The organism is Agromyces intestinalis (assembly GCF_008365295.1).
Classification (GTDB): Bacteria; Actinomycetota; Actinomycetes; order Actinomycetales; family Microbacteriaceae; genus Agromyces; species Agromyces intestinalis.
In genome coordinates, this window is record NZ_CP043505.1 from 1,767,242 (window position 1) to 1,782,182 (window position 14,941).

The window sequence follows — 14,941 nt, forward strand, 5'->3', positions numbered from 1 at the left end:
GGTGTGCCTTCGTCAGGCAGCCGTCGCCGCGGAGCTTCTCTCGGACAGCACCGGATCGATGTGCAGACGACCTCGGCGGTCGAAGACCTCGACCTCGAGTCCGTAGACGCGCTCGATCGCGGCCTCGGTCAATACCTCGGCGGGCCGACCGGTCGAGAACACGCGTCCGCGGTCGAGCAGGGTGACGGTGTCGCTGAAAGCCGCCGCGAGGGTGAGGTCGTGGATCGCCACCAGTGCACCGACACCCCGGTTGCGGGTCAGCTCGCGGATCTTCTCCAAGGTCTGCACCTGATACCGAAGGTCGAGCGCGCTGGTCGGCTCGTCGAGGAGGAGTGCCTTGCTCTGCTGCGCAATCGCACGAGCGATGCCGACCCGTTGCGCCTGCCCGCCCGACAACGCTGCGGTGTCGCGCGAGGCGAGCTCGCCGAGCCCGAGGTCTTCGATCGCACGGTCGACGATCGTCCAGTCCTCTGTCGAGGGGCGGTAGGAGAAGTGCGGTGTGCGACCGAGGAGGACGGCCTCGCGAACGGTGAGCTCGAACGATTGGGACACACTCTGGGGGACGTACGCCAAGAGCTTCGCGCGAGTGTTGCGGTCGAGTCGGCGCAGATCCTCGCCCTGCCACGAGACGTGTCCGCGGGCGGGGCGATGCACACCCGTGATGACCTTGGACAGCGTGGATTTGCCGGATCCGTTCGGTCCGAGCAGAGCGTGGAGCCGACCGGGTTCGACGGTCAGGCTCACATCCGTGAGAACCCAGTTCTTCCGGTAGCCGAACGACACGTTGTGGACCGCGAGCGTCATGACCGCGCACCCCCTCCACGGATGACGAGGTGCAGGAAGAGCGGGACCCCGATGAACGCGATCACGATGCCCAGCGGGATGATCGTCGGCGGCATGATCACCTTGCCGACGACGTCCGCGGCGACCAGGAGCGTGCCCCCCACGATGACTCCGAATACGTACAGGTATCGGTGGTCGGAGCCGATGATGAACCGTGCGATGTGCGGCCCGACCAGTCCGATGAAGCCCACGACTCCCACGAACGAGACGACGATCGCGGTCAGGACGACGGCGATGCCGATGTGAAGGCCGCGGAGCACCGGAACGTTGACGCCCAGGCTCGTCGCCGTGTCGTCACCGACGAACGCGATGGCGTTCAACCGCTTCGCGTGCCCCTGGAAGTAGGGGAATCCGAACAGAAGCGCGACGCCGACGATCGCCACCTGCCCCCAGCTCGCCCCGTTCACCGATCCGTAGGCCCAGTGCACGATCTCCGACAGGGTGTTCTCGTCGGCGATGAGCTTGAAGGTGTCGGTGAACGCGTCGAAGAGCTGGGTGAACGCGATACCGAGCAGCACGAGCGTGACGATGGCCATCTTTCGCACCGCTCCCAGCGAGAGCACGAGTACGGATGCCAGCAGGGCGAAGAAGATTGCAGAGAGCGTGATCAGCCAGTCGGTACCGGCCGCCGAGTCTCGCGCGAGGAGGATGACGAGCGAGGCGCCGAATGCCGCGGCCGGCGATACACCGAGTGTGTACGGGCTGACCAGATCGTTGCGGAGGAGACCTTGCAGCACGATCCCCGCCACCGTCAGCACGGCGCCCGCGAGGAAGGCGAGCAGCGTTCTCGGGATTCGGAGCTGCATGATGACGTTGTGCGCCCCGATATACGGCTCGGGTGCCTCGGCGCCGGTGAGGACCAACCAGATGGATCGGGCGACGTCCACGATGCTGGCGTCGCTTGCTCCAACCGATGTCGCCCAGAGGAGCGCCAGGATCGCGACGACGCCGCCCGCGACGATCGTGGTGCGAGGATGGCGGCGAGCCCATCGCAGCTTTCCCTCCGAGACCGGAGTGCGGTGCGAAAGTGCCGATCGAGGGGGATTCCTCGCCGAGGGTGCTGGGTCCTCGCCCACGCGGTCGGGTTCTCGCTCGACGACGCGGTCGGGTTCTCGCTCGACGACGCGGTCACCTGACCGCTCGGCACCCGACGGCTCGATCCTCGAGCCGACGAGCGCAGGCTCGATTTGGGCAGTGCCGCTTGAGCGGGCAGTCCACAGCACGTTCGCCTCCTGGTTCCCTCCGCGGTGTCATCGGCCAAGACGGCGATGCCGCACCTCGTGAGGAACCCGACGGTAGCTCGGTCAAGGGCGGATCACATTCGTATTTCCGTCTATGTCTGCGTATTACGTCCGACTATGTTCCGCCCCTTGGGCCGGTTTTGATCCGCAGTATGTTCCGAGTGAGATCGAAGCGCGAGGGGACCTCCCACCTCGCCGAAACGGAACGAGGGGTCATGCCGACACACGAGCGACGACTCGGGGTGAATCTGAACATCAAGCCTGCAGGCGGGCACACTGCAGCGTGGAAGCACCCTCGAACCGACCCGCGTCAGGTCAACGACATCGCCGCGCTGCTGCGGCTGGCAGTTCGGGCCGACCGCGGCGGGGTCGACGCGTTCTTCTTCGCCGACAAGCTGGTCGCCGTCGACGATGAGGGAACGCCCCCGGCCGTCTTCGAACCGCTCACCCTGCTCGGGGCCATCGCCGCGGTCACCACCGAACTCGGACTCATCGGGACGATCTCGACGACATTCTCCGACCCCTTCGTCCTGGCCCGACAAGTCCTGTCACTGGACCACATCAGCGCGGGGCGAGCGGCGTGGAACGCCGTGACCAGCGGGTCGCCCGGAGCGGCCCCGAACTTCGGCCTCGACGAACTGCCCGCACACGACGAGAGATACGAGCGGGCGGCGGAGTTCATCGATGTCGTACGCGGGCTCTGGGGCAGCTGGGCTGCCGAAGCACTCGTCCTCGATCAGGAGAACGGCCGGTTCTGGGATCGCAGATCGGTGAGATCGCTCGATCACTCGGGTGCCCACTTCCGCGTCGCGGGGCCCCTGAACTCACTCCGCAGCCCGCAGGGCGCGCCACTCGTGTTCCAGGCCGGCATGTCCGACGCGGGCCGGGAACTGGGTGCCAGGCATGCGGACGGCGTGTACGCGTCGCCGCGGACGCTGAGCGACGCGATCGCCTTCCGCGATGACATCCGACGCCGCGCACTCCTCGCAGGCCGCGGCGAGGATTCCGTTGCCGTGTTCGCCTCGTTCCGCGTCATCGTCGGCCCGAATCGCGCGCAAGCGGAGAGAACCGCCCGAGAGCTCGACGGGCTCGTCGATTACCGCAGCGTGTTGGGCAACCTCGCACTCATCCAGGGGATCGATCTGCGCGGATACGACCCCGATGGGCCCATCCCCGAGCTCCCCGATCCCGCCGAATCTCAGGGCTATCGATCGTTCGTCGAGCGGACGCACGCCGTGATCGCAACACATCGCCCGCCGACGATTCGCGAACTCGCGCGCATCCTCGGGTCGGAGCGAGAGGACAGCGAGACGCGATTGATCGGAGATGCGGCGGATGTCGCAGACACCCTGCAGACCTGGTTCGAAGCCGGAGCGGTCGACGGGGTCAACCTGACTCCCGAACTCCTGCAGGGCGGTGCCGAGGATGTCATCGATCTGCTCCTGCCCGAACTCGAACGACGTGGCATCCATGACCGCCTGAGGGCGGGCACGACACTCCGCGAGCGCTACCGAATCCCCCCTCCCCCGATCCCGACCCAACAGTGAAAGGAAGCACGATGGCCGACAAGGTCCTTGTCAACACGGAACAACTCGTCTCGACAGCGGAAGCGGAGGAGTTGCTGCACGCTGGGGCACTGTTCCTCGACGTCCGCCCCAGTTCGTCGGGCCACGACCCGCACGCAGGGCGTCACCACAACCACGATCACCCGCCGAACCCGACCGGCACCATCGAGAGTTCGGTGATCGTCGATCGGCGCGACCTCGAGGAACTCCTCCAGCCGGCGAGCGAGCTCAGCAAGCTCCTGGCTGAGAACCCGGCGCGCGAGGTCGTCGTGTACTGCAATTCGCCCTTCGGATCGGATCCCGTCGTCGGGGCCCTGGTCGAACGGGGCGTGCGAGCGAAGCACATCGACGGCGGCTTCCGCGCCTGGGTCGCCGATGGTCGACCGACCGTCGAAACGGCTGAAGCCAAGTAGTACCAGGGTGGCCCGGCACGCGCTGCAGCAGCGCGAGCCGGGCCTCTCGTGTCCCCCGTTCGTCGCCCGCAATCGAAAACATATCGCTCGTAGGCACGGTAACAATTAGAGTTTGTTGCACATGTCTCACACCATCGACTTCGACACCTCCGCCAGCGGGTTCCCGCCGCTGCGTGGCGCCACGAGTTCCGAGGATGTCGTGGAGCTCATCCTGCGCCACGTCGACTCAGGGCAGTTGCCGCCAGGATCGCGATTGCCGACGATCCGATCCATCACGGACTCGAGCGGGTTGAGCTTTCGCACCGTGAGCTCCGCATGGCGAGTCCTTCGGGATCGCGGCGTGATCGAGACCAGACGTCGCGGCGGTTCGTTCGTGGTGGATCCCGCGACTGCGCCGGGTCGGGCTCCAGCGGTCGTGGAATCCAGGCCGGTGCTGACCGATCTCTCCCTGCTTCACGCGGACCGGTACCTGCTTCCCGATCTCCGCGACGCACTCGAATCCGCGCTGACCGACCCCGCCCTCAACGCGCCGACGCGAGAACCCATCACGCCCCGGCTGCTCTCCTCCGCCCAACCCACGTGGCCCTTCGAGGCCGAATCCTTCCTCGCCTCGGGTGGCGGCGCCGAAGCCGTGCTGCTCTCCATCGTCGCCAACACCGAACCCGGTGATCTGGTCGCGTTGGACGAACCCACGCAGCCGGGATTGCTCCAGCGCCTCGCAGCGCTCGGACGACGACTCATCGGAGTCGAACTCGACGAACAGGGGCCCGTACCCGGGTCGTTGCGCATCGCGTTGGACGCCGGGGCGCGTGTCTACGTGTTCCAGGTGCACGCGCCATTCGCCCTCTCGGGGCATCCTTCTTCGTCCCGCGTTGACGAACTCGGGTCGCTGCTGGCTTCCGCGGACACCGTGATCGTCGAGGATGACTCGGTCGGGCCGCTGGCCCGCCGCGACGTGGCAACCTTCGGCCGGACGCTCCCAGAGCAGGTCGTGCACGTGAGGACGTACTGTCGAAGCTATGGGCCCGACCTCCGAACTTCAGTGATCGGAGGGCCGGAGCGGCTTCTCACTCGCATCGCGGATGCCCGGAGTCACGGAGTCGCCGCAACCAGTCGTATCCTGCAGGACGCGCTCAGCCACCTCATCGACGACCCGAACGCGAAACGCAAGCTCGCGACGGCCGCTCAGGCGTACAGCGCTCGAGGCGAGTCACTCATCGCCGCGCTCCGCGCCCAGGGGCTCGAGGCTTCACGGGGCCCCGAGGGTCACGTCGCGTGGGTTCCTGTGGCCGATGAGCAGCGGGCACTTCTTCGACTCGCAGCCGAAGGCATCCTCGTCGGCGCCGGAAGCCGCGCGTTCGCGACGCCGGCCGCGCGCGGATACCTCCGCATCGTGACGCTGAACCTGAGTGACGATCCCGAAGAAGTCGCTCGCATCGCCCGAGCCATCGTGCACGCAACGACGTCAGCGGATCCATCGGATCACTACGACTGACGCGCACCGCGCGCCGCGCGCACCGCGCGCCGCGCGCACCCCGCGCTGCGCGGGTCGGGTGCAGCGGGGTCGGGAAGACCCCCTACCGCTCCACCAGCGTCACCTCGAACGCGTAGCGGTCGGGGCGGTAGCAGTGCTGGCCGTACTCGACGGCCACGCCGGCGTTGTCGAACGCGGTGCGCGACATCGTGAGGATCGCCGCGCCGCGGCGCAGGTCGAGCAGGTCGGCCTCCTGCGCGGTCGCGGCGCGTGCGCCGATGCGCTGTTTGGCGACGCGCATCGTGACGCCTCGGGCGCGCAGCAGTTGGTAGAGCCCGTGCCGTTCGAGGTCGTCGCGCTCGAGGTCGGCGTAGGCGGCGGGCAGTACGTTGTCGAGGATCGCGAGCGGCACGCCGTCGGCGAACCGCAGGCGGCGGATGTGCAGCGTCGGGCTGCCGACCGGCACGCCCAGCGCCTCGGCGACCCGCTCGTCGGCGGTCGCGGACGCGACGTCGAGCACGGTGGTCGTCGGCTCCTGCCCGGCGCGTTCGAGGTCTTCGTAGAGGCTGGTCAGCTCGACGTTGCGGGTGACCCGGCCGTGCACGACCTGGGTGCCGATGCCGCGGCGCCGCACCAGCAGGCCCTGGTCGACGAGGTCTTGGATGGCCCGGCGGATCGTCGGCCGCGACAGCCCCAGCCGGCTCGCGAGCGCGACCTCGTTCTCGAGGCGCGCACCGGCCGGCAGGGTCTCGTCGCGGATCGCCTGCTCGAGGCGCTGCGCCACCTGGTAGTACAGCGGCACCGGGCCCGAGCGGTCGAGGTCGAGGAACAGCTCGACGGGGAGCCGCTGCTCGGGGAGCTGTGCCATGTGGCCTCCAGAATGTCCGAATGTGGTGACAGTAGACGGGTGGGCGGGCTGCGGAGTACCGCGACCGCCCACTCACCCCCGATCTGGGGCGCTCCCGCGGCTGCGGAACGTCTCGATCCGCGCCGGACCCATCATGAACCCGGCGAGATCCACATCACGCTCGATGACGCGCCCGGTCAGATCGGTGCGATCCCAGGTTCCGGATGCCACGGCGGCGAGCCGCGCGGGCGAGGTGCCGTAGTTCACGAACCGCGCCTCCAGCGCACCCGTGCCGTCGGCTGCCTCGACCCGTCGGAACGACTCGAGCACGACCGATCCGCCGACCTCGAGCACCGAGACATCCGGAAGCCCTGCCGCGTCGGCCGCACCGCCCGCGCCCGCGACGCCGCCGACCACCGCCGGCCCGCCGCGCGTGCCGCGCGCGACCTCGGGCTCGCTGCGCAGCAGCTCGGCCCAGCGCGGCGCGTCGGCCGCAGCCCAGCCATCGGGCGACGGCAGCACCGCGAATTCGGTGCGCACGCGAGCCCCGAGGTACTGCGCGCCGGGCACCGGGAACTGCGCCCCGGCGGGCTCGTCGCGAAGGGGATGGATGTTCACGCTCATGAGGCCCACCGAGCGCACGAGGGTGAGGGCCAGGGCGTCCTGGCCGGATGCCTCGTCGGCGACGAGCTCGTACTCGGAGTGCTTCGTGACGAGGAGGGTCGCCGCCCCGGCCGCGGCGAACCGGGCGGCCGGGAACGTCGGCAGGGGGAACTCGCCCCAGCCGCCCTCACCGGATCGCCCGCGCTCGGTCACCGCGTACTGGCCGGCCGCCGCCGAGGTCGGAAGCTCGCTCGCGCCGGTCGGTACGAGCAGCCGCATGCGGTGGTCGGCGGCGAGGTTCGTGAACTCGACCGTGACGCGCAGCATCGGCTCGCCCTCGCGCAGCTCGAGCACGGTGTCGACGTCGAGCGGCACCTGCGCCGCAACGCGGCGGTCGGGGTCGATCGCATCGATCGAGGCGGGCAGGGTGTAGCGCCGCCGCACGAGCACCCGGCCGCGAATCGGCCCCGACTCGAGCACCGTGATCTCGACCGCGTCGGGGGTGTCGACGACGGTGCCGGCGGCCATCGGGCCGTAGTTGTACGAGTCGCCGCGGTCGCCCTCGTCGACGAGTCGCAGCGCGTCCTCGAGCACGGTGCGCTCGCCGCCCGCGCCGCCCGCCGTCTCGATGCGCACCGAGCCGGTCTCGCCGACGACGACCGCGAGCGACGCGTTCGCGAGCGTCCGCCCGTCGGCGCCGACCCGCACGACGTCGCCTCCCGTATGCCCGAGCGAGGTCGCCGTCGCGGGGTCGACCTCGACCGCGGCGAGGCCGCCGACGTCGACCCCGACGATCGCCCGCCGCCGGGGCGCCGCGATGATCTCGACCCGCCAGGTGCGTGCGTCGTCGGGGTCACTCGCGATGCGTCGCTCCAACTCGACGACGAACGCGGCGAGGTCGAACTCGCCCACCGGCGCCTCGGCGACGTCGAACCGCAGGCCCTCGTCGGTGAACCGCCAGTCGTTGATGAGCTGGCCGAACAGTTCGCGCCCGTGGATGCGGGCCAGGAGCCGGCGCAGATCGGAGGTGCGCATGACCTCGTCGCCGAGCACCTCGGGGAACCCGTCGAGCAGCTGCACGCCCGAACCGAGCTCGCGTCGCGCGGGGTCGTCGAGCCGCACCTCGACGTGGGCGCGACGCGCGAACCCGGCGGGATTGGCGACGACGAACCGCTCGGGCGGCACCGCGGCCGCGAGCCGCTCCATGGTGCGCAGCACGACGCCGCGCGCGACGTGCGCCGCGGTCACGAGCCGGTTCTCGACCTCGTCGGCGGTGGCGTCGACCCCGCATCCGGTGACCGAGTCGTGGGCGGTCGACTCCACCAGGCGGTACCACGCGGTGTCGAAGAACGCGCGGTGGTCGTCGGCGCCGAATGCGGCGTCGAGCCGTTCGGCGACCAAGAGCCGGCGCTCGGCGTCGGCCATCGCACGCTTCAGGTTCGTGCGGATCGAGAAGACGCCGGGCAGCAGGTTGCCGCGTGCGTGCGAGCGCAGCTCGCCGTCGACCGCGGGCCACCCGTCGAGCGCGGTGTCGTCGCCGGCGTCCCACTCGGACGCCACCCGGCGTACGTACCCCTCGATCGTGTCGACCGACAGCCGGGTCGCGATGCCCGCCTCGGTCGCGGCGCCGACGACGTCCATCAGGTCGGCGGGCGGCGCGCTGTGGTCGGTGCCGAGCATGCCGAGGATGGGGTCGGCGCCGTACCAGCTCGCGATCGACCGGCCGTACTCGGCGACGAGCTGTTCGAGCTGGCCGGGCAGGGCGAACAGGTCGAGCGCGTTGCCGTACCCGTCGAGCAGGTACTCGGTGCGCACGACCGACCCGTCGGGCGAGCGCCAGGCGAACGCGTGCCGGTCGACGCGCGCGGGCACACCGCGCCAGAGTGCCGCGTGCCGGATGCCGAACCCGCGCAGCAGCTGCGGCATCTGCGCCGCGTGCCCGAACATGTCGGGCAGGTACCCGACCCGCATCTCGGGCCCGATGCGACGGCTCGACTTCAGACCGAGCTCGAGGTTGCGCACGATGGTCTCGCCGTCGCAGAGGAACTCGTCGAGCAGGATCAGGAACGGGCCGATCGCGAGCTGCCCGCGTTCGACCGCCGCCGCGACCCGTTCGCGCTGCTCGGGCCGGATCTCGAGGTAGTCGTCGACGGCGGCGGCCTGTCCGTCGAGGGTGAACCGGAAGTCGGGGTTCTGCTCGAGCGTCGTGAGCAGCCGGTCGAGCATGTGCACGAGCCGCAGCCGGAACACGTCGTGCGGCTCGTACCACTCGCGATCCCAGTGGGTGTGCGGCACGATCACGAGTTCGTCGGGAGCGGGCATCGTCGGTTCCTCGGTCTTCGGCATGGAGTCGGCGGTCGGGTTGGTCGGCTGGGTCATGCGGAAGCTCCGTCAGGCGCTGAGGGCGAGGATGCGCCGATCCGAGTCGGCGAGGTGGAAGGGGCCGTCGGCGCGGTCGAGGGTGAATCCGGCGCGTGCGCCGCGGACCATCCGTCGCCGGCCGGCACCGTCGACGAGGATCAGCCCGTCGGCGTCGACCGCGACGAGCTCGTCGCCGACGCGCACCAGCGCGGGCGCGGCCATGAGCTGCGGCACGCCGACACCGTCGACCAGCTCGGCCGCGCCGGTCACCGCCGTGCGTCCGAGCCGCACGCCCTCGAGGATCGCCTCGGCCGAGTCGTCCTCCGCGGCGACCCAGGTCGTCGGCGTACCGGGGCGCTGCGGCTCCTCGGGCAGGTGGAAGTCGCTGCCGCCCAGCAGGGTGGCTCCCTGCGGCCAGGTGCGGAACCACGCGAACGGCGCCGTCGAGATGAGCTCGAGGTACCAGGTCGAGTGCCAGAGCTCGACGGCGGCGGGCCGCCGATCGAGCCGGTGCACCCACGAGCAGTCGCCCGAGATCGGATGGTTGATGCTCAGGATGCCGCCGCGCCGCTCGACCTCGTCGACCCACTCCTGCGCGGGCCGGCGGAAGTCGATCCATCCGATGTCGCCGAAGGCGTTCGCGTGCCCGAGATGGGTGGTGACCTCCTGGCCCGGCAGCAATGTGATGCCGTGCGCGGCGCCCTCCGCGGCCAGGTGGGCATGGTGGCTCACGGTGTTGTGGTCGGTCACGGCGAGGAAGTCGAGACCGGATGCCACGCCCAGCGCCGCGAGGCCGCCGATGGGCAGCCGCCCGTCGGAGTGCACCGTGTGCCCGTGGAAGTCGCCCGCGAACCAGGTGAGTCCCGGCTCGGCCGGCAGCCCGCGGTCGCTGCCGCGCACGGTGCGCGCGACCGTCGGCACCGCCTCGGGCCGGGGCGCCGGCCTGGTCGCCGGCAGGCTGATTGTGACATCCACGTCGACGCCCGCCGCCGGAACGCGGTGCAAGCCCAGCACGACCTTCCAGATCCCCGGCTCGGGGGCGCCTGGCAGGTAGCCGGGGGTCGCGGCATCCGCCTCGATGACGTAGTCGGTGCGCGCCCCGCCCGACCATCCGCGCCATCCGGCCGCGCCCTCGCAGCCGAGATCGATGCCGGCGACCGAGCCGTCGAAGTCGATCGACACCTCGATCGAGGGCGTGCCAGGGGGCACCTCGAACGGCACCTCGTGGTAGCGGTCGTCGTTCTGCAGCTCGGGCGTCACCCGGATGCGCTCGCGGATCACGCTCATCGGCCGATGCGCTCCGTCGACTCGGCGTCGAAGAGCAGTGTCTTCGCCGTCTGCGGCACGAGCCATCCGGCCGACCCGGGCTCGAGCTCGGTGTCCTCGGGCACGACCACCTGGATGCGATGCTCGCCCGCGTGCGCGGCGACGAGCAGGCTCGCACCCAGGTTCTCGACCACGCTCACCTCGGCGGCGATCGCACCGGGCTCCTCGGTCGCCGACCAGCGCAGGTACTCGGGGCGCACGCCCCAGATCACCTGCTGCCCCTCGGTCACGGCGCCCTCCGCCTCAGGGGGCAGCGGCACGCGCGCGCCGTGCACGTCGACCGCGCCGCCCATGACACGCGCCGGCACCAGGTTCATCGGGTTCGAGCCGATGAACCCGGCCACGAACGTGTTGTTCGGCCGCTGGAACACCTCGCGCGGCGTGCCGATCTGCTGCAGCTTGCCCTGCTTCATGACCGCGATGCGGTCGGCGAGCGCGAGCGCCTCGGCCTGGTCGTGCGTGACGAACACCGTCGTCACGCCGAGGTCGCGCTGCAGCTCCTTCAGGAAGGTGCGCGCCTCGAGTCGCAGCCGGGCGTCGAGGTTCGACAGCGGCTCGTCGAGCAGCAGCACGTCGGGCCGGGTGGCGACCGCGCGCGCGAGCGCGACGCGCTGCTGCTGCCCGCCCGAGAGCTGACCGGGCCGGCGCTCGGTGAGCCCCTGCAGGCTCAGCCCGTCGGCGACCTCGGTGGCCTTCGCGCGGCGTTCGTCGCGCTTCACACGCTTGATCCGCAACGGGTAGGCGATGTTGTCCGCGACATCCATGTGGGGGAAGAGCGCGTAGTCCTGGAAGACCATCGCGACGCCGCGCACCCCGGGCTCGGCGTTCGTGACATCCCGGTCGCCGATCACGAGGGTGCCCCCCGTGATCGCCTCGAGGCCCGCGATCGAGCGCAGCAGGGTGGTCTTGCCGCAGCCCGACGGGCCGAGCAGGGCGAAGAACTCGCCGTCGCGGATTTCGACGTCGACCTCGTCGACGCCGCGAACCCCGCCGGGGTACTCCTTGACGAGTTGGGTGGCGGTGATGCCGGCCATCAGGACTTGATACCTCCATGGAAGCGGAAACCGAAACGTCGGTTGACGACGAAGTAGATCACGAGCACCGGCAGCGAGAACAGCAGGGCGAACGTCGAGATGAGGCGCAGGTCGGCCTGGCCGCTCTCGGTGTAGAAGGTGTACATCAGCACCGCCGCCGGCTGCAGGTCGGGGCTGCGCAGCAGGATGAACGGCACCAGGAAGTTGCTCCACACCTGCACGATCGTCCAGATCGCGATGAACGCGAGCCCCGGCCGGGCGATGGGAGCGACGACATCGCGCAGGATGCGGAACGGCCCCGCACCGTAGAGCCGCGCCGACTCCTCGTACGACTTCGGGATCGAATCCATGAAGTCCTTCAGGATGAAGATCACGGTCGGCAGGATGCCGCCGGCCAGCACCAGCAGCACCCCGACGTAGTTGTTGATCAACCCGAGCTGCGTGATGATCTGGAACGTCGGCACCATCGCCGCGGTGCCCGTCACGATCGACGAGAGCAGCAGCAGCCCGTAGAGGATGCCATCGCGGCCCGGGATGCGGATACGGCTCATCGCGTACGCCGCGAGCGCACCCAGCACGATGACGATCAGCATCGTGCCGACGCCGAGCAGCAGCGAGTTGCCGATCGACCGCAGCGCGTACGGGTTCTCGGCGAGCCGGGTGAAGTTGTCGAGCGTCCAGTCGGGCCATTCGAGCGAGAGCGTCGGAGTCGCGTCGAAGGGTGCCAGCACCAGCCACACCATCGGCAGCGCGAACGCCAGCCCGACGAACGTGATGACGACGGTGAAGAGCACCCTGGAGACGAAGTACCGCACGCTGCGGTTCCGGGCGACCGTGCGAACCGGGGTCGCGCTCATCGCTTCCTCCTTCCCTGCCGGCGGCCCTGCGCGACGCGCACGTAGCCGAGCGCGATCACGAGGTTGATCAGCAGCATGATGAGCGAGATCGCCGCGCCCATGCCGAGCTGCCCGCCCGGGATGGCCGTCTTGTAGATGTACACCGACAGGATCTCGGTCCTGCCGTTCGGTCCGCCCGCGGTGACGAGGTACGGCGTGAACGTGTTGAACGTCCACAGCGTGATGAGCAGCGTGTTCGTGAGGATGTGCCCCTTGATGTTCGGCACGATCACGTCGCGCAGCTGCTGCCACTGCGACGCGCCGACCATCTTGGCGCTCTCGATCTGCGTGGGCGGCACGGCGCTCAGCGCCGACGAGAACAACTGCATCGAGAACGCGGTGCCGACCCAGATGTTGAAGAGGATGATCGCCTCCATCGGGTGGTCGATCAGCCACGCGGTGCCCTGGATGCCGAACAGCTCGTTGACCGTGCCCGACCGCCGGTCGAGCAGCGCGAGCCACAGGAACGACGCCACCGACGCGGGGATCACCCACGCCGCCAGCACGAGGCCCTCGATGAGCCCCTTCGCCCAGCCGCGCAGGTCGCGGATCGACCAGGCCAGTCCGAAGCCGATGAGCGTCTGGCCGATGATGCCCGACCCGATCACGAAGATCAGGGTGAGCCAGAGCGAGTTCCAGAAGTCGCCGTCGGTGAGCGCGTCGAGGTAGTTGTCGAGGCCGACGAACTCGGGCGACGCGGCCTGCAGGCCCGTCAGCCGGTAGTCGGTCATGCCCAGCCAGATGGTCCACAGGGCCGGGAAGAGCAGGAACACGCCGATCAGGATCAACCCGGGCGCGACGAACAGCCCGGCACGCAGGGTGCCGAGACCGGCGACGTCGTCGGCCCGCCGCCGGCGGGGAGCAGTCGCGCTCCCCGCCGGCGGCATGGTGGTGCTCGTCGTCATCAGTTGCCCGAGATCGCGTCATCCCCGACGATGTCGCTGAGCGAGTCGACGTAGTCGGCCAGGGCATCGTCCACGCTGGTGCCCGACACCACGTCGAGCGACGCCTGCTGCAGCGCCGTCGAGACCTGCGGGTATGCGGCGAGCGGCGGACGGTACGCGGTGATCGGCAGCACCTCTTCGCTCACGAACGTGAGCATCGGGTCGTCGGCGAGCATCTTGTCGTTGACATCGGTTCGGGGCGTGATCGACAGCGTGCCCGCGTTGCGGGCCTCGAAGGCGTCGGCCGAGTTCATGAACGCGAGCAGCTCCCAGGCCAGCTCGGGGTGCGCGCTGTTCGGGTTGAGCACACGGCCCGTGCCGCCCGACATCGACACGAAGTCCTGGTCCTTGATGCCCGAGCCGGGCTCCATCGCGGGGATCTTCGTGTAACCGACGATGGTGTCGCGGTCGGCCATCGGCGCGGTGCCGACACCCTCGGCGGGGTTGATCACGCTCCGCCAGAAGTAGTCGCCCTCGAGCAGGATGCCGATCTGGTTCGCCGCGAACAGCTGGAACGACGTGTCGCGACCCGCGGCCTCCTGCTGGAGCACGGCGTCGCCGAGCCCCTCGTCGATGTAGATCGTCTTGTACAGGTCGAGCACGTCGCGCAGGCCGTCGGTGTCGCCGACCCACTTGCCGTCCTCGTAGACCTGCTCACCGGTGCCCACGAGCATCGGCAGCAGCCCTTGCATCGTGGTGGCCTCGCCCATCGCGGTGCCCGCGTTCAGCTGGATCGGGGTGACCCCGTCGAGCTTCTTCAGTTCGCGCGCGGCGTCGAGCACGTCGGCCCAGCTCTCGGGCTGCCAGTCGGCGGGCAGGCCCGCCTGCTCGAACAGCGCCGTGTTGTAGTAGAGCACCCGGCCGTCGGCGCCCTGCGGCACGCCGTACCGCTCACCGTCGAACGACAGCGCCGACTGCACGGCGTCGGGGATCTGGTCCCAGCCGTCCCAGCCGTCGACGGCGTCGCCGCCGACCTCGGCGAGGGGCTTGATGTACCCGGCCTCGGCGAACTCGCCGACCCAGATGCCGTCCATGCCGATGATGTCGGCACCCTCGCCCGACTGCAGGTCGAGGGCGATCTTCGTCTTGTAGTTCTCGTCGTCGACGCCCTGCGGCTCGAACTGGACGGTGACGTCCTTGCCGTCCGCCTCCATCGCGGCCTCGAACTCGGGGATCACCCAGTCGGCGATCCAGTCGGCCTCGGCCGCGTTCTTGCCCCCGGTGATGGCGTTGGCGGTGATGGTGAGCGTGACCGGCCCGTCGTCGGTGGTTTCGGGCTCGGCACTCGAGCAGCCCGCGAGCAGGAGTGCTCCTGCCGCCGTGAGCGCCAGCGCGGCGGTGGTTCGCCTCTGGTGGATCATCTTCGACCTCTCTCTCGATGCGACCGGCCCGGA

At 69.8% G+C, this 14,941-nt stretch carries 12 protein-coding genes; 3 read left to right on the forward strand and 9 right to left on the reverse strand.

What is annotated here, in order from left to right:
• Positions 1-12: 12 nt before the first annotated feature.
• Together FLP10_RS08135 and FLP10_RS08140 are read right to left on the reverse strand one after the other, a co-directional pair.
• Positions 13-804 (reverse strand): ABC transporter ATP-binding protein, encoded by a 792-nt coding sequence (locus tag FLP10_RS08135; protein ID WP_149160413.1) that lies wholly within the window; start codon positions 802-804, stop codon positions 13-15.
• Positions 801-2,066: a FecCD family ABC transporter permease gene (locus tag FLP10_RS08140; protein ID WP_149160414.1), complete on the reverse strand. Its 1,266-nt coding sequence runs from the start codon at positions 2,064-2,066 to the stop codon at positions 801-803. The genes FLP10_RS08135 and FLP10_RS08140 overlap by 4 nt, the downstream gene beginning before the upstream one ends.
• On the opposite strand from FLP10_RS08140, the gene FLP10_RS08145 reads away from it, so the two are divergent.
• The 3 genes from FLP10_RS08145 to FLP10_RS08155 all read left to right on the forward strand — a co-directional run bounded on the left by FLP10_RS08145 (position 2,045) and on the right by FLP10_RS08155 (position 5,557).
• A complete protein-coding gene (locus tag FLP10_RS08145; RefSeq protein WP_168209137.1) occupies positions 2,045-3,631 on the forward strand; it encodes an NtaA/DmoA family FMN-dependent monooxygenase in 1,587 nt (528 codons plus the stop codon). The two genes, FLP10_RS08140 and FLP10_RS08145, sit on opposite strands and share 22 nt — an antisense overlap.
• A gap of 11 nt (positions 3,632-3,642) precedes the next feature.
• Positions 3,643-4,062, forward strand: coding sequence for a rhodanese-like domain-containing protein (locus tag FLP10_RS08150; RefSeq protein ID WP_149160416.1), 420 nt, complete (start codon positions 3,643-3,645; stop codon positions 4,060-4,062).
• 121 nt (positions 4,063-4,183) lie between these two features.
• Positions 4,184-5,557, forward strand: a complete 1,374-nt coding sequence (locus FLP10_RS08155; protein ID WP_149160417.1) for an aminotransferase class I/II-fold pyridoxal phosphate-dependent enzyme — start codon at positions 4,184-4,186, stop codon at positions 5,555-5,557.
• An 82-nt stretch (positions 5,558-5,639) separates the two neighbouring features.
• Here FLP10_RS08155 and FLP10_RS08160 read toward each other — a convergent pair whose 3' ends face one another.
• The 7 genes from FLP10_RS08160 to FLP10_RS08190 form a co-directional block, all read right to left on the reverse strand.
• The gene (locus FLP10_RS08160; protein WP_149160418.1) at positions 5,640-6,404 is read right to left on the reverse strand and encodes a GntR family transcriptional regulator; all 765 of its coding nucleotides are present in this window, start codon (positions 6,402-6,404) and stop codon (positions 5,640-5,642) included.
• 72 nt (positions 6,405-6,476) lie between these two features.
• Positions 6,477-9,365 (reverse strand): glycoside hydrolase family 38 N-terminal domain-containing protein, encoded by a 2,889-nt coding sequence (locus FLP10_RS08165; RefSeq protein WP_149160419.1) that lies wholly within the window; start codon positions 9,363-9,365, stop codon positions 6,477-6,479.
• Positions 9,366-9,377: 12 nt separating this feature from the next.
• Positions 9,378-10,634, reverse strand: a complete 1,257-nt coding sequence (locus FLP10_RS08170; RefSeq protein WP_149160420.1) for a CehA/McbA family metallohydrolase — start codon at positions 10,632-10,634, stop codon at positions 9,378-9,380.
• Complete coding sequence (locus FLP10_RS08175) at positions 10,631-11,707, reverse strand: ABC transporter ATP-binding protein (RefSeq protein ID WP_149160421.1); 1,077 nt, start codon at positions 11,705-11,707, stop codon at positions 10,631-10,633. The genes FLP10_RS08170 and FLP10_RS08175 overlap by 4 nt, the downstream gene beginning before the upstream one ends.
• Positions 11,707-12,564, reverse strand: a complete 858-nt coding sequence (locus FLP10_RS08180; RefSeq protein WP_149160422.1) for a carbohydrate ABC transporter permease — start codon at positions 12,562-12,564, stop codon at positions 11,707-11,709. The genes FLP10_RS08175 and FLP10_RS08180 overlap by 1 nt, the downstream gene beginning before the upstream one ends.
• On the reverse strand, positions 12,561-13,508 hold the full coding sequence (locus tag FLP10_RS08185; RefSeq protein WP_246150303.1) for a carbohydrate ABC transporter permease: 948 nt from the start codon (positions 13,506-13,508) through the stop codon (positions 12,561-12,563). The genes FLP10_RS08180 and FLP10_RS08185 overlap by 4 nt, the downstream gene beginning before the upstream one ends.
• Positions 13,508-14,908 carry an extracellular solute-binding protein gene (locus FLP10_RS08190; RefSeq protein WP_149160423.1) on the reverse strand — a complete coding sequence of 467 codons (1,401 nt, stop codon included), beginning with the start codon at positions 14,906-14,908 and terminating at the stop codon, positions 13,508-13,510. The genes FLP10_RS08185 and FLP10_RS08190 overlap by 1 nt, the downstream gene beginning before the upstream one ends.
• Positions 14,909-14,941 lie beyond the last annotated feature (33 nt).